Here is a 19,148-nt window from a genome sequence, read left to right as displayed (position 1 = left end):
AGAGGAGAAGCAGCTGCATCGGCTGCTTACAGGCTGCCTGCTAAAGTTTCAGGCAGCCTGATTTTTATTGGATACCTCTTTTCCGGGTTTTACGGTCTGTCGGATGTCGATATGTCTTGTCTCTGGATGGGAAGGATAGTTCCCGATTCCGGCAGGAGGAAGCTTTTTCAGACAGGAAAGAAACGGCAGAAGAATTGAAAGCCTTCCGTTATCTTGGTAAAATGTTCATAGTATTTATAAAAAGGGGCCATGTCTAATGGATTTCAATATTTTCATGAATGATGTCGTTACAAAAGCACGTGAAGAAATTACGCAAGCGGGGTACACCGAACTTACTTCACCTGAAGAAGTCGATCAGGCACTGACTCAGGAAGGAACCACTCTTGTTATGGTCAATTCCGTCTGCGGGTGTGCAGGAGGGATTGCACGTCCAGCCGCTGCCCATGCCATTCATTATGATAAACGCCCGGACCGCCTGGTCACAGTGTTTGCCGGTCAGGATCGCGAAGCGACGAACCGTGCACGCGAGTATTTCGAAGGATACCCGCCGTCTTCTCCTTCCTTCGCGCTTTTGAAGGATGGGAAAATCCAGACGATGGTGGAGCGTCATGATATCGAAGGCTTTGAACCGATGGAAGTCATCGGAAAGCTTCAGCGCAGTTTTGAAGAATACTGCGAAGAGGTATAATAAAGAAAAGGCTTGGGATCTTTGTGATGAGCAAAGGTCCTTTTGCTTTTCTGCATGGGTTTTAGACAGTATTAGGAAGAGAAAGGATTAGACAGACATTGAAGATAGGATACCGTACCATTAAGACAGCGTTAGGCACCCCTTTTGCCATCTGGGTGGCCCAGATGCTGCAGCTGGAAAACTTTGCATCAGCAGGAATCCTGACGATTCTCTGCATCCAGATTACGAGGAAGCGGTCATTTTTAAGTGCATGGCACCGTTTTTCAGCATGTATTGTAGCTATGGTTTTTTCGTTCGCCTTTTTTGAGCTGATCGGATATAACCCGCTGGCTATCGGGATCATGCTCTTTGCCTTTATCCCTGTGACCGTCTGGCTGAACATTACACCTGGTATTGTGACGAGTTCAGTCATCATTCTCCATTTATACGGCTCAGGCAGTATAGGCTGGGAGATCATTATAAATGAAGTGATCCTGATTACTGTAGGAATCGGTACGGCCCTGCTGCTGAATTTATACATGCCGAGTCTGGAAAATAAACTGGGGGAATACCGGAGTCAGGTCGAGCATAACTTTTCCCTGATCATGAAAGAGCTTGCTACGTTTTTAAGAGATGGAGACAATGACTGGACAGGACATGAGCTTACAGAAACAGCGGCACTGCTTGAAAAAGCCAAATCCTTATCCTACAGGGACGTAGAAAACCACCTGCTTCGGACTCATAACCATTTTTATCATTACTTTCACATGCGGACCAAACAGTTTGAGTTATTGGAGCGGATGCTTCCGCTTGTGAGCCGGATTTCCACCTCGAATATGCACAGCTCTAAAATCGCTGATTTCTTTGATGATTTAGCCGGGGCGATTCATCCTGGTAATACTGCGGTCATTTACCTGCAGCGGTTCAAAGAGATGAAGGAGGAGTTCAGGGAAGATGATCTTCCACAGACGCGCGAGGAATTTGAGATGCGTGCCAGTCTTTTTCACCTGCTTAATGAGATTGAGGAATATTTAATCATTAAACGGTCATTTAAGAAGAGTGACGTATAAAGGACATGAGGGCGGGGAAACTTGAAATAAAAAGAAGGGATATACATGACATTCTTTTTTCTTGTTCTCACCGGCCTCCAGCTGCTGCTTCCCGCGTCAGCTGAAGAGCCTGTCGTCCTTGTCAACAAAGCCGTACACGAACTCGTGGTCTATGAGGACGGGGAGCAGACATTCCAAGCTTCTGCGGCTGTCGGGAAAACCGATGAACTCACACCGGAAGGACTATTTGTAATTAAAGTAAAAGCCGAAGATCCGTATTATCGAAAAAACAATATTCCAGGCGGCGTTCCGGAAAATCCTCTGGGAAGCCGCTGGATCGGGTTTGATGCAGAGGGAACAGACGGCCGGATTTACGGCATCCACGGCACGAATCAGCCGGAGTCGGTCGGAACCTCTGCTTCGGCAGGGTGTATCAGACTGAAAAATAACGACGTGGAAACCTTATACACGATGATTGAAGAAGAGATGGACGTTTGGATCGTGGACGATCCGGACGTATCAATGGAAGATTTATATGAACAGTGGCTGAAAAAGAAATGGCAGCAGTTTCTGAATTAAAAAAGCCGGGAAGGGTGGAGAACCACCTTGCCCGGCTTTTTCTCTTTTTATAGGAAGAAGCTCGCTCCCGCCAGTACCGTAGAGAGAACCATGGAGAGAATCATAATATAAATAACGATTTTCATGCGGCGTTCCCGCTTTGAGCGTTTTTTCGTTTCAGCCAAGGTTGGTAACCTCCTTCTCAGTCGTTCCTGTTCAATATTCTACCGAAAAAAAAGAAAATGGACAAGGGGACGTTTGGATTCACAATTTGTTGTGAATTATGTTAATTTTTAGATAGGTAAGCGCTTCATTTCTGGTATGCTAGAAGAGAATAGACGAAAGAGGAGGCTTTTCCAATGACCCTGTCATCCAATGGACAACATTTCAAGCAGGAATGGGAGAAGAATGTAGAAAAAACCATGCAGCGTTTCCCAGAGCGCCGTCATTCTTTTCATACAAGTTCGGATATTCCTGTGGATCGTCTCTACACACCCGAATCATTAAGTGAAAATTACATAAACCAAATCGGTTTTCCAGGGCAGTATCCATATACGCGAGGGATTCAGCCGACGATGTTCCGCTCACGGTACTGGACGATGCGCCAGTATGCAGGTTTTGGTTCAGCAGAAGAGACGAACGAGCGTTTCCGTTACCTGCTGAAGCAGGGCCAGACAGGCTTATCCGTCGCCTTTGATCTGCCGACACAGATCGGCTATGACTCAGACGACCCCATGGCTGAAGGGGAAGTCGGCAAAGTCGGTGTAGCGATTGATTCACTGAAAGATATGGAGCAGCTGTTCCATGAAATTCCACTCGATCAAGTGAGCACCTCCATGACGATAAACGCGCCCGCAGGCATTCTCCTTGCGATGTACATTGCGGTAGGGGAGAAGCAGGGCGTGCCGAGAGAGAAGCTGACGGGTACGATTCAAAACGATATTTTGAAGGAGTACATTGCCCGAGGGACGTATATTTATCCTCCAAAACCATCCATGCGGCTCATCACGGATATTTTTGCCTACTGTCAGGAGCACCTGCCTAAATTCAACACCATCAGCATATCCGGTTATCATATCCGTGAAGCAGGATCGACCGCTGTACAGGAAGTCGCTTTTACGATCGCGAATGGCATGGCTTATGTAGATGCTGCCATTGAAGCAGGGTTGAAGGTGGATCAATTCGCTCCACGCCTGGCCTTCTTCTTTAATGCCCACAATCAGTTTTTTGAAGAAGCAGCCAAATTCAGGGCAGCGCGCCGGATGTGGGCAAAAATCATGAAAGAGCACTATAAAGCGGAAGATCCAAAGAGCTGGAAAATGCGTTTCCACACCCAGACAGGTGGAAGTACGCTGACGGCCCAGCAGCCGGATAATAATATTGTCCGCGTAACGATGCAGGCGCTGGCCGCTGTATTAGGAGGCACCCAGAGTCTTCATACCAATTCCAGGGATGAGGCGCTGGCGCTCCCGACAGAGGATTCTGCGAGAATTGCTCTCCGGACACAGCAGATTATTGCCAATGAGAGCGGTGTCGCTGACACAGTCGATCCGCTTGCTGGGTCGTACTATGTCGAGTCCTTGACCGACCAGATTGAAAAAGAGGCCGGTGCATACCTGGAACGGATCAGTGAATTCGGCGGGGCTGTTCAGGCTGTAGAAGAGGGGTACATGCAGCGGGAAATCCATCAGGCAGCCTACGAGGCGCAGAAGCGGATGGAATCCAAAGAGGATATCGTTGTCGGCATGAACGAGTATCAGGTGGATGAAGAAATCCATGCGGATCTTTTGAAAGTGGATGAAGCCCTTGAAAAAGGACAGATAGAAAAAACAACGCAGGTAAGAGAGCAGAGAAATCAGGAAGTTGTCGATCGCTGCCTTCAGGAACTCCGCAATGCAGCAGCGGAGCAGGACAATGTCATGCCTCCGATCGTCAGGGCTGTCCAGGCTTATGCCACAGTCGGGGAAATTGCCAACGTCCTGCGTGAGGAATTCGGTGAATATACAGCGATGTAGAAAGGGATGAGTCAGTATGAAGCCAATTCGAGTACTTATAGCTAAACCAGGGCTGGATGGGCATGACCGCGGCGCTTTAATCATCGCCCAGGCTCTCCGGGACCATGGAATGGAAGTCATCTATACAGGTCTGAGACAGTCTGCGGTGCAGATTGCCCGGGCTGCCGTGCAGGAGGATGTCGATGTCGTCGGTTTATCTTCGTTATCCGGAGCGCACAAATCCTTGTTTCCAAAAGTAGTGGAAGCTCTCAAAAAGGAAGGGGCCGATGACATCCCTGTCATCGGTGGAGGAGTCATTCCGGCTGAGGATATTCCTTATCTGGAAGGAAAAGGGGTCCACAAAATTTTCACCAGCGGATCGCCGACAGACGCTATTGCCGTTTATATTAAGCAGCTGATCCATCAGGAAACGATCAGCACTCCAAAGAAAATTGCCCACATCGGGATTGCAGTGGAAAGCATTGATGCTGCGCTTCCTTTTTATCAGCATACGCTGGGTATGGAACTGGAAGCTGTAGAGGACGTGGAATCGGAGCATGTTCGTGCTGCTTTTTTAAGAATTGGTGAGACGAAGCTGGAGCTTTTGGAGCCTCTGAATGAAACCTCCGCCATCGCTTCCTTTTTGGAGAAAAGAGGCAGTGGGATCCATCACATCGCCTTGGAAGTCGATGATCTGCATAAACGCCTTCAGCAATACAAGGAACAGGGAATCCGAATGATTCATGAAGAGCCGAAAACGGGTGCTCATCAGGCCGATATTGCCTTTATGCATCCGAAAGCTTCCGGCGGTGTTCTTTATGAACTCTGGCAGCCAGGGAAGGGGGAGTAGACATGGATATTTTCGATAAAATCAACGAATTATACGATAAGCGCAGAGAGGTTGAACTCGGCGGCGGGGACGAACGCATCGATAAGCAGCACGAAAAAGGGAAATGGACGGCCCGTGAACGGATCGATCACCTTTTGGATGAGGGTAGTTTCATTGAGCTGAACCCTTTCATAGAGCATCGTCATGATGCCTTCGGGATGGACGGCAAAACAGCCCCGGGAGAAGGGGTAGTCACAGGATACGGGAAAATTGATGGGAGAAGTGTGTATCTTTTTGCCCAGGATTTCACAGTGTATGGCGGAGCATTGGGGGAGATGCATGCAAAGAAAATTGCTGCCGTCATGGATCTGGCTGCCAAGAACGGAACGCCTTTCATCGGTTTGAATGACTCGGGAGGAGCGAGAATCCAGGAGGGGGTTTCATCTCTGGATGGATATGGGCAGGTGTTTTACCGCAATTCGATCTATTCAGGAGTCATCCCGCAGATTTCAGTCATTATGGGACCGTGTGCAGGTGGAGCGGTCTATTCACCGGCCATCACCGATTTCGTCATCATGGTGGAAAAGACGTCCCAGATGTTCATTACGGGACCGAAAGTCATAGAGACGGTCACGGGAGAACAAATATCCGCTGAGGATCTCGGAGGCGCCGGCGTTCACAATACGCTCAGTGGAAATGCCCATATGAAGACAACGGATGAAGCGGAGGCCCTGGATGCTGTACGGAGGCTCATCAGTTATCTTCCTCAGAATAACGAAGAGAAAACACCAATGATCCAGGAAGAAACGAGGGATCATTTCCGTCCGGACCTGACCGATAAGATTCCTTTTGATCCCATCCGTCCTTATGATGTCCGCGTCATTATTGATGAAGTGGTGGACGAGTCGTCATTCTTTGAAATTCAAAAAGACTTTGCCAAAAACATTGTCGTTGGTTTTGCCCGTATGGACGGCAGGGCTGTCGGCCTTGTCTGCAATCAGCCGAAATATATGGCCGGCGGGCTGGATATCGACTCCAGCGATAAAGCCGCACGATTTATCCGTACGTGCGATTCGTTCAATATCCCTATTATTACGTTTGAGGATGTAACCGGATTTTTCCCTGGTATTAAACAGGAACACGGGGGAATCATACGACACGGAGCAAAAATTCTTTATGCCTATTCAGAAGCTACGGTGCCCAAACTTACAGTGATCACCCGAAAGGCGTATGGCGGGGCCTATGTGGCGCTGAACAGTAAGTCTATAGGAGCGGATCTTGTCTACGCCTGGCCGAACGCTGAAATTGCGGTCATGGGGCCTGAAGGAGCCGCCAACATCATTTTCGCCAAGGAGATCAAGGAAAGTGCCCAGCCTGAAGAAACGAGGCAGAATAAGATCAATGAATACCGCGAACGTTTTGCCAACCCATACGTTGCTGCAGGTCTCGGGATGATCGATGATGTCATCGATCCACGGGAAACGCGGAGCACACTCGTAAAGGCTTTGGATATGCTGCAGGACAAGCGGGAGGAACGTCCTTATAAAAAGCATGGAAATATTCCTCTTTAATTGACATGATTCTTTCGTTCCGCTAACGTACAAAGAGGAATGTGGTTACATATGAAGGAGGAAATATCCATGGCAGAAATCAACAAACAGCGCTTGCTGGACGAATTTTTAGAACTCGTCCAAATTGATTCCGAAACAACGCAGGAAGCAGAGATTTCCAAAGTACTCAAGAAGAAATTCACGGACCTCGGACTTGAAGTACTGGAAGATGAGGCGGCTTACGCGACAGGTCACGGAGCCAACAACCTGATCTGTAATCTCAAAGGCTCGAAAGATGGAGCCGATACGATTTACTTCACTTCGCATATGGATACCGTCGTGCCAGGGAACGGCGTAAAACCCTCCATCGAGGACGGGTATGTCGTCACGGACGGAACGACGATTCTCGGTGCGGATGACAAAGCAGGGATTGCTGCCATCCTTGAGGCTATCCGTTCTCTGAAAGAGCAGAGCGTAGAGCATGGAGATATCCAATTCGTTATTACAGTCGGAGAAGAGAGCGGCCTTGTCGGTGCGAAAGCTCTGGACAGTTCGCTCCTGAAAGCGAAATACGGCTATGCGATTGACAGTGACGGGCAGGTTGGAAATATTGTCGTAGCGGCTCCGACACAGGCGAAAATCAATGCTGTCGTCAAAGGCAGAACGGCTCATGCCGGTGTAGCTCCTGAAAAAGGGGTTTCAGCTATCACGCTGGCGTCACGCGCCATCGCAAAAATGCCTCTGGGACGTATTGATGAGGAAACGACAGCGAATATCGGACGCTTTGAAGGTGGTCAGAAAACCAACATCGTATGCGATCATGCCGAAATTCTCGCTGAAGCCCGCTCGCTCGACCCTGCGAAAATGGAAGAGCAGGTCGAGAAAATGAAACAGGCATTTTATGAAACAGCAGAAGAAATGGGTGGAGAAGTGGACCTGGATATCCAGGTCATGTACCCGGGCTATAAGCAGGAGGCTGGTGACGAAGTGGTCGAAGTGGCCCGCTCGGCAGCCAAACGGATCGGCCGGGAAAGCGAACTGCTCCGCAGCGGCGGCGGCAGTGATGCCAACGTGATTGCCGGCCACGGAGTTCCGACGGTGAACTTGAGCGTCGGTTACGAAGAAATCCATACGACCAATGAGCGCATCCCTGTAGCTGAACTTGAAAAAATTGCCGAATTTATTACAGCTATTGCTGAAGAAGCGGCATCTTAACGAAGAGGGAGAGTCCCTTCTTCTATCCAAAACCCGTACGGTGTATCTCAAGCGCCGTGCGGGTTTTTATTTCGGCTGTTTTTTCACTTGAATGATGCAGCCTTTTCCGGTGCGAGCAGTCCGCACCATACATCCCGTGGTCTATGCTATAATAAAAGAACAAATGTTCTAATGGAGGAAAGACGTATGGCTTCAAAGTGGTATCCAAAAAAAGGGCGGGTCATTTTTCATGTGGATATGAACAGCTTCTATGCTTCAGTGGAAGCTGCCTTTGATCCCAGCTTAAAAGGGAAGCCTTTAGCTATTGCCGGCAATCCGGAAGAACGACGCGGGATCATCGTGACGAGCAGCTATGAAGCAAGAAAATACGGAGTGAAAACGACCATGCCGCTTGGAGAAGCGCGAAGACTCTGTCCGGACCTGATGGTGATGCGGCCGAATTTTGAACGCTACCGCACAGCATCCAAAGAGATGTTCAAAATTCTCACCGATGTGACCTCTCTCGTCCAGCCTGTCTCCATTGATGAAGGCTACATGGACATTACCGACTGTTCCGACCAAGGTTCTCCTCCTGAAATTGCAGAACGCATTCAGCAGCGGATCGCCGAAGAGCTTGATCTTCCATGCAGTATCGGGATTGCTCCGAATAAATTTCTGGCAAAAATGGCTTCCGATATGAAGAAACCCATGGGGATAACCATTTTAAGAAAAAGGGATCTCGAGCGTACGCTTTGGAAGCTTCCGATTGAAGACATGCACGGCGTGGGATCCAAAACAGCAGAGAAGTTAAGAAAAATTGGGATCGAAACGATCGGCGGACTTGCTTTGCATTCCGTCATAGAACTGAAAGGGATCCTCGGTATCAATGGAGAGCGTCTGCAGAACAGAGCCAACGGAATGGACGACAGACTGGTGGACCCTGAAGCTGTGCATGATTTCAAAAGTATCGGCACTTCCACGACGCTTCCTCATGACACGACGGACGAGGATGAAATCCAAACCGTCCTGCGCCGGCTTTCCAATAAGGTTGCTGCGAGGATGAACGGGAAAAAGGTCCTTGCCAGGAACGTGCAGCTCATGATCCGGTATCATGACCGGAAAACGGTGACGAGGAGCCGCCAGCTTCAGGAATTCATCAGTAAACCCGATGAACTGTTCCAACACAGCATCCAGCTTTTTGACCAGCACTGGAACCAGGACCCTGTCCGGCTTCTCGGTGTAACTGCCGGTGACCTCGCAGAAAAATCCGAGGTCACCCAGCAGCTTGATCTATTCAATTATGAACAGTATGCCGGTAAGGAAAAGTTGTATAAAACCATTGATACACTCACAGAGAAATACGGGAAAAACCCTTTCCGCACGTTGACGAATCCGGATGAAACCAAAGTATCCACCAGCTTTCAAAAAGACTTTCTGGACGATTATAAAAAGTGATTCCCAGGCATGACTCCGCTTTTTTGTTTCATACTAAACAGGAAGGGAGGAAGGAATCATGGGTAGAGATCGACAAGAAAAGAAATTGAAAAAGTCTGGAAAGGTCCAGTCCGACCGTGATCAGAGCCTCAGTTATCCAGGGGCGACGATGATGGAGGGGCCGGAGCCTGCTCGAAAACGCAGATAAGGAGGCGGTTTCTAATGGGTGGACGCCGCATGGGACCCAAACAACAAACACGTCCGGACATTCCTCTCGGTCCGGATCAGGCATATGGCGAAAAGGCGCAGGGCTCACACAAAGCCAAGCAGGCCCGTCATTCCCGTCAAAAACAAAAAACATCGCACGATATGTAATCAAAAGCAGCCGGAAGCGGCTGCTTTTTCCATTCTTTGCTGTTCATAGCCTCAACGCTTCAGGGGATTCTATAAAGGAGGAGGTTGAGAACTATGCCGGAACGAATTGTCGCTGTAAAAAAGAACGGTCAGGGAAGCATTGTTGAGATGCAGCTGGCGTCAGGGCGTGTGGTCGATTATAAGCAGGCCCACGAAATGGCGCGCATCGGTGAGTTGGAACACGTGAACCTGATTCGTGGTAAGGATGGGGAAGACCATCTGCGCAGTGAGCCGGATGGCATACAATCCAACAACCTGGACAACCTTCCCTCTTTCTAAGGAAAACCGGGCAGAGCATACAAAGCTCTGTCCGGTTTTTTTGTATGTAAACAGTAAGCAAATCAGATGGATGTGATAAAAATGAAATAATATCATATAAATATTTCAAAAGTAGTTGACTTTTTTTAGGGGTGTTGTAAACTTAAAATGAAATATAAAACATAAAATATTACAAAACTTTTTAATGGGGATGATGAAATGGCGATCTTCGCAGAAAAGGTTACAAAAACGTATCAAAGCGGAGAGGTGACGGTTAAGGCGCTGCGTGAGGCGAGTCTGACTGTACCGGACAAAAAGATTGTCACAATTCTAGGACCTTCCGGATCGGGTAAATCCACACTTTTGAACGTGATCGGGGGCATCGACCGCTATGACGAAGGACAGATTGTAGTGGATGGCCGGACGCTTGATGAGTTGAAGGACAAACAGCTGACGGAATATCGAAGAAAAAATATTGGGTTCATTTTCCAACAGTATAACCTTATTCCCACTCTTACTGTTGAGGAAAATGTAGAAGTCGGCCGGGAGTTGAGCAGTAATCCGCTTTCGATGGAGGATACGCTGAGAAAAGTGGGTATGCTTGATAAAAAAGATAAATTCCCCTCTCAATTGAGTGGTGGAGAGCAGCAGCGTGTGGCCATCGCCCGTGCATTAATTAAAAATCCCAACATCCTGTTATGTGATGAGCCTACGGGGGCCCTGGATGAGGATACGGGTAAGAATATTTTGAAGCTGCTGAAATACGTGAACGAAACGTACGGAACGACCGTACTCATCATTACTCATAACCAGGGAATCGGAGAGATGGCCCATCAGGTGATCCGGATGAGCAGCGGGGAAATCGTAGAGACGTTTGAAAACGAGACACTGGTGGACCCTGAGCAGGTGACGTGGTCATGATTTTAAAAAAATCGATGATCCGTACACTGAAAGAGAAGAAATTTCAATATGCCGGTGTCATTCTGCTCCTCCTGCTGGCTGTTACACTGTATGTCTCTTTGTCGATGGCTGTGACGACGTTGGAAGAGCGGAACGCCAGGTTTACCGAAGATTATAAACAGGAGACCTTCCATTTCGTACCTTCTGAGCCGGTGGACTCCTCCAAGCTGCAGGAGTGGGAGGAGGAGTTTGGTGTCACCCTTGAGGCCAGGTCCTATTATGATGCTGATGTAGACGGTTCAGTGCTCAGGGTCTTTTCACAAACAGAAGAAATCAACCTTCCTTATCTATCCGAGGGTTCAAACCCGACAGACGGTAGTGAAATCGCTGTTTCCTCCGTTTTTGCTGAAAAAAATGACCTGCATATCGGTGATGAGGTGGAAATCAGCGGAGAACGGATGGAAGTGACAGGATTTGTTTATCTTCCTGACTATATTTACATGATTGAACAATTGACGGATATGATCAGCGATGCGGAGAAATTCGGTATAGCCATAGCCTCAGAGCGTGTCATGGATCAGTGGTCGTCCCTGTCCCAGACAGAAATCACGGGCTGGTCCAGTGATGGAGAGGTTCCTGATGGTTTCATGGAGGCTGTCCGTGCGGAGACGACCATTCTGCAATTTGTAGAAGCCGGTGACAACCCCCGGATTCAGTTCGTGGATACGGAAATTGAAGGCGCAAAAAGTATGAACAATACGCTCCCGCTCTTCATTCTGGCTCTTGCTGCAACGATGGTCCTTCTTTTAATGAGACGCCGGATCGAGATGCAGCGCAAGGAAATCGGGACGCTGCTGGCGCTTGGCTACCGGAGGAATGAACTGCTTCGGCATTACCTCGGCTATGCGTGGGTCATCGGCCTAAGTGGTACGGTTCTCGGACTGGCAGCGGGTGCCGCCTTATCCGTTCCGTTATCTAATCTATATGCAAACTATTTCAATCTACCTGCCTTATCTATGTTCGATTTTAATCCGATGGTGCTCGTCATTGGTCTGATTATTCCTCTGGTGCTCATGCTCTCATTGACAGCGTGGGGGATTCACAGGGCTTTAAAAGTCGATCCTTTGACACTTCTGCGCCCGAAAGAAGTGACGGTCGGCCGGAAATCGTGGCTGGAGCGTCTTCCGTTATTGAACAAAGGCAGCTTTATTCAACGGTTCCGACTGCGTCTCCTTGTCCGTAACAAAGCGAGGAGTCTTTATATCTTCCTTGGTGTCATGTTTTCAACCGTTTTACTGCTGTTTGGTTTTATTATGTTCAACAGTATGGATCAACTGGTGGAAACGACGTATGAGGACATTATGACCTACGACTATGCGGTTTATTATCAGTCCTTACAAACGGAAGAACCAGCCGATGGTTCCTCACCTTTTACCGTCGGCGAAGTGAATGTAAAAGGTGAGGATGCAAAATTAACGGGGTATGGAATCGAAACAAACACCCCTTATATCCATCTCCTTTCTGACGAGGAAAAACTCAACTCCGAACTTAAGGAAGGTGCTGTTCTGAGTACACCAGCTGCGGCGGTCCTTGGTGTCGGGGCAGGGGAAGACATCACGCTTACCAACTCCTTAAATGACGAGGAAATGACCGTCCAGGTGGCAGGGGTGGCTGAGGTGTATATTGGCAGTCAGATCTACCTGCCCCGGGAGGCCTTTAACGAATTTCTCGGCTATCCCGGTGATGCTTACAGTGCCATCTGGCAGGTTGAAGCACCGGAACGGGGGCCGGATGTTTATCAAATTGAAGATAAGCAGAAGGTGATTGACAGTTTTGAAGCGACATCCGGAGCTACACGGTCATCGGTAATCGGAATGTCTGTTTTTGCTGTCGTCATCAGTGTCATCGTCCTTACGCTGCTGACGAATTTGATTGTGGAGGAAAATTCGCCTTCCATCTCCTTGTTCAAGGTCATGGGCTATCACAACAGTGAAGTATCCAAGCTTGTTCTTAGTGTTTATACACCTGTTGTGATGCTCTCTTATTTGATTTCAATACCTCTGGCAGGTTTGGCGCTTGGACAGTTGATGAACTCCCTCGTAGAGCAGACAGGATTCATTCTTCCGACAGATGTATCCTTGTGGATGGCAGCTGCAGGATTTGTCGTCATTATGCTGACCTATGCACTCTCGATTGCTCTTTCCAAACGGAAGTTGAAACAAGTTTCCCTGCAGGAAGCTTTGAAAAAACAACAGGATTAATAGAAAAAAAGACACTCATGAAAAACGGAGTGTCTTTTTTTATTGGCTCTGCTGAAGTTTAATGTGGATATTATATACCGCATGCGCCATCTTCATCGCTGGATGAAGTTTATCGAATGTATGATAGAGGGTTATTCGCTCCGTAAAGCAGCCAAGTTGATGGGAGACGTTACCCACGTAACCCTGTTCTATTGGAGGCACAAGCTTCTTTCGGCATTAAAACAGATGGAAAGTTCAACATTCCAGGGTATCGTTGAAATGGACGACACCTAATTCCTGTACCTTACCTTGTTTCAGGTGTTAGAGAGTATCCAATATCAGCGGAATGAAGTGACGACGAATGTGGTTAAAAGGAATTTATATCTAATCGTTGAAACCCAGGAAACCCTTAGATTATCTACATTACTGTTGTAACCATTGAATCTAGTTGCATATATATCTCGAAACTGAGTCTTTTGCTAAAGGGCAGTTTTCTGGAAGACTCAGTTTCGAGATAATACCCAGTTTTGAAACGATTTATGTACTCATTCGTATATGGATTAAAACACTTTTTAGGAGTGGTAGTTATCTTAGACCTTGTGGTAGTTGTTGCGGTTGCCGTTGGGGGGGGGATAATTGCACTAATTGGGCTTTTGGTCATATTAGGGAGTAAAGTTGCTGAACCTAATAGAGATTTGAAGCGAAAAGTGGAGCGTCTGGAAAGTGAAGTTAAAAGTCTCAAAGATAAAAGGTGAATTAGAAAGTAGTGGTGAACTAATTGGTAAAAAGCAAATTATTGATTCAAAGTGTATTAGTTCTGCAAATCATATGGTTTGTTATGTTTTTAACTAATTTGCTTGGATACATAGGTTCTAGAAATGAGATAGTACAGGACATCGTATGGTTAGGAATACCGATAATCGGTATTTTTGTTTCATTGAAATTTTTACTTGAGAAACGTTTTACTTTTCTAGGCACACTGACCATAGCTTTATCTTTAATTATCGTTTTCATATGGTTTTTAATATCTGGATTAAGTGAAATGTGAAAATTAATTTCTTTTAACTAACAGGTATCTTTGTTGAAAGTTAGTACGACGACTCAAAACCAAGTCTTACGGAAACGGGGGCAATTATTCAATTAGGATGGTTGCCTTTTTCTATATATTCAGTAGTGAACAGTGCTTCTAAGATAGTGAAATTATTAAAGGTTATTCATTATCTTTTAGCGAATTCACGTAAATAGAGCTTAGTTGTAAAAAAGGGGGGTATTATTTTGAAGAAAATAAAGATCGCATATGTTCTTAACACGATCTTGAGTGGTTTAATCGCTATTCTTATATCTACTTTTTTTGCTGGAGGTACTATAGCTGAGAACTATACTGACGAGACTTGGGTCTCCCCAGAGTTTTTTGTGATTTTACCTATATGGGCTTTAGGATTTCTACTAGGATTGCTTATTTTTAAAAGTAAAAACCCTGGGATATATTTGTTTATATCTATTCTTATCACATGGATTTCAATCCCACTTGGAGTACAATTGGGATTTAATCTAACTACATAATTTCCAATAGTGAATGCTATGTACCTCTATATGTCTTGAAATCAATTCTTATAGAAACGGGGGCGATTGTTCAATAAGACCAATCGCTTCTTTCTAATAAGCAGGTTAGTTGGAGACAGTTTCGAGATCACAGCAGTATTGAAACAATCTTCCCGTTCAAACGTATAGTAATTCAAGTCAATTTCCGCATAATTGTATAGTGTTTAAAAGGAGGAACTATGCGACATTTAATTATTTTTGGCATAGCATTGTTTAGTATTTTAATAGGATGTGAGGAAGGGATTTCCAATAAAATAAACAACCAAAAAAATGACGCGATTGTCTCAACTGAAAAGACTTCTAATCAAGATGAATACATAATCGAACAGACCACAGAAAACGGTCAAACTTTAAGAATTTTTTCTGCCTACGAATATGTGCAAAAATATGTGAAAAAGGCTGAAAAAACAGATGAACTGAGTGAGCAGAAAAAATTATGGGACAATATCGTTATGGATCATATACAAGAATCGTGTTTGAGTGGTGAACACTCTCATCTTGTGAAGGAATATGTGAGTACTCCTCCAAAAGAACTGAATAAAGTAAAGGATGATATCACCATTCTTCGGGCTTCAGAACCTGAAAAAACGGCACTTGAAGCCTTGGAGAAATCCGCTGATGTATTACAGGGACAAGATACAACGGTTTGTATTCTTCCCAGAGGAAATCTGGATTACGGGGGTGTGAATGTTAGGGCAGGCAAGGTGTCTGTTTTTTACTTCCCTCAATTTAGCAAGGAGCGATTAAAACAGACGGTTGCACACGAATATCACCACAGTGTGTGGACCGAAAAATTTGCTCGAAATTATGAATGGGATTTACTGGGTAGTATTATTTTTGAAGGAAAAGCTGAATACTTTGCTTCCTTGTTATACGGAGAACCAGTAGTGAAAACGTATCATATGGATGACGTACAAGAGAAACAATTATGGAATCAAGTGAAGGATTCTCTGGATTCAACTGAGGATGATCTAGTGAACACGGTTCTTTATGGAGATGGGAATGAGTTTCCATACAGCTTCGGTTATATTACCGGCTACCACATTGTTCGTGATTATGCTGAAAATCATCCTGAGACAACGGTTGAAGAATGGACGAAATTAACACCCGAGGTACTCTATGAGAAAAGTGGCTACGAAGAATCTTTAAAATGACACAGACCGATCGCCTGGAGTCACGAATAAGCATTTTTAGATTTCCACCGAATTTATCTAGACTACAGTTAATTCTCTAATGAAAATTAACTTAAGAAAAATCTCGAAATCAAGTCTTCAAGTAACGGGGGCTAATCTTCAAGAAAGGATTCACTAACTTATTCAGGATTAGAAAGTGGCTAGAAGACTTTTCTTCTAGAGAGCAAGTTTACTTTTGTCCTTTATGATAAAATCGGACATAGTTGGATTGTAAAATAAATACAAACATAAAATGAAAAAGTGACTCACCGTTAGGGATGATTTTGCTACCCCATATATTTTTAAAGTTATAGCAGTATTGATTGGATTGCTTTGAACGTACAGAATGATTTGGTAAAAAGTTAATTAAGGAGGTTCAATCCCAATGTAAATACGCCCTTTTTTCATCGATTACAAAAACGATAAAAAAGGGGTAGTAAAAAATGAAATCTTCATCCTTTCGGTTTTTATGGATTGGGCAAGCAATGGCCAATCTTGGTGATGTGTTTTATATCGTCAGCTTAATCTCTATTATGTACACAGTTTCACAGTCAGCTTTTTACTTAGCTTTGCTCCCATTTATTAATACATTTGGACGGTTTATCAGTGGGTATCTTTCACCATTATTGTTTAATAAATACCCATTAAAAACACTTTTATCTGGATCACAAAGTAGTAAAACCTTTTTCTTGTTTGTTTTAGCGTCTTTGATCACAGTACAATCTCACGGTTCCATAATGATTATCCTTTTATTTATTTTCATAATCGCCTTTCTCGATGGATGGGCAGCACCTGCTAGCCGTGCGATGCTTCCCAGGTTAGTGCATAAGGAGGAAATTGTAAAAGCGAATAGTTTCTTCTCCGTTATATCACAAATCATTCAACTTGGTGGATGGGCTTTAGGAGGCATTCTGGTAGCCTGGATCGGCGGTCAGATCGTTATTTGGCTAACGTTTTTTTTGTTTATCATATCCTCTGGCTTGATGATGCTGATTCGAGATTCAACAGAGTTTCATCTTCCAAAGGAAAAGTATCCTATCGGGGCAGTTTTAAAAGAAGGTTGGAAAATCATTTGGCACACACCTGTGTTTAGAAAAATACATGTGGTGATCTTTATTGAATCCATAGCGAATGTGGTATGGATTGCCGCCATCATTTATGTCTTTGTTTCTGAGGTTCTTCAGAAAGGGGAAGCATGGTGGGGCTATATTAATACAACTTTCTTTATAGGCCTTCTCATTGGTGGTTTGTTTTGCACGCAGTACTCCTCGATCATTGAGAAGAACTTAAAAAAATTGATGATCTTTACTTCGTTCGGTGTTAGCGCCGTAACTCTGCTTTTTGGTTATAATAGCATCGCCTGGGTGTCCTTACTTTTATCTGTACTATATGGCATAGTTGAGCAAATTAAGTCCATAACTATGGAAACTTATCTTCAAAATGAGGCATCTTCCGATGACTTGCCAAAAATTTATGGAGCCCAAGGAGCATTAACTTCATTAACGTTTGGTATTGCTTCTTTATTGTTAGGTGGAATGGCAGACGTTTTTGGCGTACAAAATGTCTTTTTATTTTCGGGAACCTTACTAGCACTAGCTGCTGTTTATCTTGCGTTTTCAAAACAAAGTTTTCCAGCAACTTATAGCACTTATGAAACTTAAGCCAAAGAAAAGACTGCACTATTCAATGGTGTAGTCTTTTCGCTTATCAATATTTGAACCCCACATTATTGTTTTATTTCACATTGTTTCGCCGAATTATATACCAATCAAATAAGCCCTATGAAGGTTCATTATGATAGGACAGTTTAAATACTAAAATTTGTTTTGATTAGTTAAAAATATCTTGAATTCGAGTCTTAAAGAAATGGGGGCAATTCTTTAACATAAGAATTGCTTCCTTTTTGATGATTTGAGGGCAATTGGTCAATACACCGATAAATCTACTTTTCGTAAAAGTTATTTAATAATTGTATCCACCCTATACAGGGGTAGGGGTCATTTTTTTGGAATAATTTAGGTTTAATTACCTTGTTTTACGATGTAAGTAGTTATACAATGTAATTACTACTACTTGGAGGTAACGCAATGGACAAAGAGTTGATGAAGGGGAGCATTGAAATCTTGTTGCTTTCGATTCTGGGGCAGGCAGATTGCTATGGGTACGAAATGACGAAGAAGCTCAGGGCACTGAGTGAGGGTGCCTACCACATGAATGAAGGGACCCTTTACCCGGCTTTGAAGAGGCTTGAGAAAAAGGAATGTGTGACGTCGTATTGGAGTACGGAATCAGCTGGCGGGCGGAGGAAGTATTATTCCATTACCGAAACAGGACGTACTGTATTGACGGGAAAACTTAAGGATTGGAAGCAGATCAATTCATTAATTAAAAATACTGCGGGGGATTTTTGATGAAGGAGATGGAGAAGTATGTAGAGGAAATCACCAAGAACCTACCTGATGAGGAGAAGGAAGAATTAAGAGAAGAGATGGTCGGACACCTCCAGGAACATATGAAAGAGCTTCTCATCCAAGGGCATTCAGAAGAAGAAGCTGTGCGTCTGGCAATTGGATCCTTTGGCGATGAGGGCAAACTGAATCAAGAGTTCAAGAGGTTCTTTTTTCCAACCTATAAACTGGTTCGTTTCACGTGGTCTGTTGTGTTAACCGTAGCAGGTCTGAGTGTGATATCTTACTTTTCCATGGAGCACTATCATCCAGAGTTTGATAATGGGATGGACTTGTATAGTGTTTGGATGTTTATATTTTATATTGCCTCTCTCGCTGGGGCTGGTGAAGTGATGCATAGTTCTTTGGAAGGTGAAATCAAGTGGAAGTGGATAGTAAACCCTTGGGTGTTTTTTATGGTACCGTCGTTGATGATTAGTGGGCTTCAAACATCGATGCTGTTTACCCAGCCTGAACGGTATCAGGATGGGCTATGGTTGGATTTATACGCCGTTGCGATTGGGGCCTTGGTGTATGTTTCGGCAAGGCAGCTATTTAATGGTCTTTTTCTGGGGGATAACAAAGTGAAAAGAAATGTAATCAAATAAGCATCCTGTGGAATCTATTGAAAAATACGGTGGACTGCATGATGCTGAATGTGTTAGCTGTTGTGATGGTTGCGGGAAGCTGTTACTGGATGATCTAAAACATCAAAAAAGAAGATTCGAGTATCCCTCTGTTCATAGAAATGATTGTTTTGCCTCTTGCCTTCTTTACCATGGGGATTGGTTATGATACTTCTGTTTAGCTTATATTAGACTTAGAGACATTTTAAGGAGG

Annotated in this window: 19 protein-coding genes and 1 pseudogene; 19 read left to right on the top strand and 1 reads right to left on the bottom strand. The window is 44.9% G+C overall.

Annotated features, from left to right (window positions below):
• Positions 1-256 precede the first annotated feature (256 nt).
• The 3 genes from ACXAD6_RS11175 (at position 257) to ACXAD6_RS11165 (ending at position 2,295) form a co-directional block, all read left to right on the top strand.
• Entirely contained in the window at positions 257-688 is a 432-nt protein-coding gene (locus ACXAD6_RS11175; protein WP_027955465.1) for a BrxA/BrxB family bacilliredoxin, read from the top strand.
• Positions 689-786: 98 nt separating this feature from the next.
• Positions 787-1,737, top strand: a complete 951-nt coding sequence (locus tag ACXAD6_RS11170; RefSeq protein ID WP_027955466.1) for an aromatic acid exporter family protein — start codon at positions 787-789, stop codon at positions 1,735-1,737.
• A gap of 45 nt (positions 1,738-1,782) precedes the next feature.
• A complete protein-coding gene (locus ACXAD6_RS11165) occupies positions 1,783-2,295 on the top strand; it encodes a L,D-transpeptidase (RefSeq protein ID WP_474968940.1) in 513 nt (170 codons plus the stop codon).
• 47 nt (positions 2,296-2,342) lie between these two features.
• Here the strand turns inward: ACXAD6_RS11165 and prli42 are convergent, their stop codons facing one another.
• Positions 2,343-2,459, bottom strand: coding sequence for a stressosome-associated protein Prli42 (gene prli42 / locus ACXAD6_RS11160; RefSeq protein ID WP_242520466.1), 117 nt, complete (start codon positions 2,457-2,459; stop codon positions 2,343-2,345).
• 174 nt (positions 2,460-2,633) lie between these two features.
• On the opposite strand from prli42, the gene ACXAD6_RS11155 reads away from it, so the two are divergent.
• From ACXAD6_RS11155 to ACXAD6_RS11080, 16 genes and pseudogenes are all read left to right on the top strand, one after another.
• Positions 2,634-4,289, top strand: a complete 1,656-nt coding sequence (locus tag ACXAD6_RS11155) for an acyl-CoA mutase large subunit family protein (RefSeq protein WP_474968939.1) — start codon at positions 2,634-2,636, stop codon at positions 4,287-4,289.
• Between the two features lie 16 nt (positions 4,290-4,305).
• On the top strand, positions 4,306-5,118 hold the full coding sequence (gene mce / locus ACXAD6_RS11150; RefSeq protein WP_474968938.1) for a methylmalonyl-CoA epimerase: 813 nt from the start codon (positions 4,306-4,308) through the stop codon (positions 5,116-5,118).
• Between the two features lie 2 nt (positions 5,119-5,120).
• Positions 5,121-6,668, top strand: coding sequence for an acyl-CoA carboxylase subunit beta (locus ACXAD6_RS11145; protein WP_474968937.1), 1,548 nt, complete (start codon positions 5,121-5,123; stop codon positions 6,666-6,668).
• 69 nt (positions 6,669-6,737) lie between these two features.
• The gene (locus tag ACXAD6_RS11140; RefSeq protein WP_474968936.1) at positions 6,738-7,862 is read left to right on the top strand and encodes a M20/M25/M40 family metallo-hydrolase; all 1,125 of its coding nucleotides are present in this window, start codon (positions 6,738-6,740) and stop codon (positions 7,860-7,862) included.
• Positions 7,863-8,048: 186 nt separating this feature from the next.
• Positions 8,049-9,296: a DNA polymerase IV gene (locus ACXAD6_RS11135; RefSeq protein ID WP_474968935.1), complete on the top strand. Its 1,248-nt coding sequence runs from the start codon at positions 8,049-8,051 to the stop codon at positions 9,294-9,296.
• Positions 9,297-9,354: 58 nt separating this feature from the next.
• Positions 9,355-9,483, top strand: a complete 129-nt coding sequence (locus tag ACXAD6_RS11130) for a YpzI family protein (RefSeq protein WP_084163123.1) — start codon at positions 9,355-9,357, stop codon at positions 9,481-9,483.
• A 14-nt stretch (positions 9,484-9,497) separates the two neighbouring features.
• Positions 9,498-9,650, top strand: a complete 153-nt coding sequence (locus ACXAD6_RS11125; RefSeq protein ID WP_027955473.1) for a small acid-soluble spore protein P — start codon at positions 9,498-9,500, stop codon at positions 9,648-9,650.
• Between the two features lie 93 nt (positions 9,651-9,743).
• Positions 9,744-9,968 (top strand): DUF3892 domain-containing protein, encoded by a 225-nt coding sequence (locus ACXAD6_RS11120; protein WP_474968934.1) that lies wholly within the window; start codon positions 9,744-9,746, stop codon positions 9,966-9,968.
• Positions 9,969-10,166: 198 nt separating this feature from the next.
• The gene (locus ACXAD6_RS11115) at positions 10,167-10,868 is read left to right on the top strand and encodes an ABC transporter ATP-binding protein (protein WP_474968933.1); all 702 of its coding nucleotides are present in this window, start codon (positions 10,167-10,169) and stop codon (positions 10,866-10,868) included.
• Positions 10,865-13,108 carry an ABC transporter permease gene (locus tag ACXAD6_RS11110; RefSeq protein WP_474968932.1) on the top strand — a complete coding sequence of 748 codons (2,244 nt, stop codon included), beginning with the start codon at positions 10,865-10,867 and terminating at the stop codon, positions 13,106-13,108. The genes ACXAD6_RS11115 and ACXAD6_RS11110 overlap by 4 nt, the downstream gene beginning before the upstream one ends.
• Before the next feature lie 72 nt (positions 13,109-13,180).
• A pseudogene (locus ACXAD6_RS11105) lies at positions 13,181-13,378 on the top strand (IS1595 family transposase); the annotation flags it as partial.
• A 984-nt stretch (positions 13,379-14,362) separates the two neighbouring features.
• Positions 14,363-14,650, top strand: coding sequence for a hypothetical protein (locus tag ACXAD6_RS11100; RefSeq protein WP_474968931.1), 288 nt, complete (start codon positions 14,363-14,365; stop codon positions 14,648-14,650).
• A 218-nt stretch (positions 14,651-14,868) separates the two neighbouring features.
• Complete coding sequence (locus tag ACXAD6_RS11095; RefSeq protein WP_474968930.1) at positions 14,869-15,843, top strand: DUF2268 domain-containing putative Zn-dependent protease; 975 nt, start codon at positions 14,869-14,871, stop codon at positions 15,841-15,843.
• 461 nt (positions 15,844-16,304) lie between these two features.
• Entirely contained in the window at positions 16,305-17,522 is a 1,218-nt protein-coding gene (locus ACXAD6_RS11090) for an MFS transporter (RefSeq protein ID WP_474968929.1), read from the top strand.
• Between the two features lie 426 nt (positions 17,523-17,948).
• On the top strand, positions 17,949-18,272 hold the full coding sequence (locus tag ACXAD6_RS11085) for a PadR family transcriptional regulator (protein ID WP_474968928.1): 324 nt from the start codon (positions 17,949-17,951) through the stop codon (positions 18,270-18,272).
• Entirely contained in the window at positions 18,272-18,916 is a 645-nt protein-coding gene (locus ACXAD6_RS11080; RefSeq protein ID WP_474968927.1) for a permease prefix domain 1-containing protein, read from the top strand. Before ACXAD6_RS11085 ends, ACXAD6_RS11080 begins: the two co-directional genes overlap by 1 nt.
• Positions 18,917-19,148 lie beyond the last annotated feature (232 nt).

The organism is Halobacillus sp. ABH2_015 (assembly GCF_056158945.1).
This window is presented reverse-complemented; position numbering and strand designations above follow the sequence as displayed.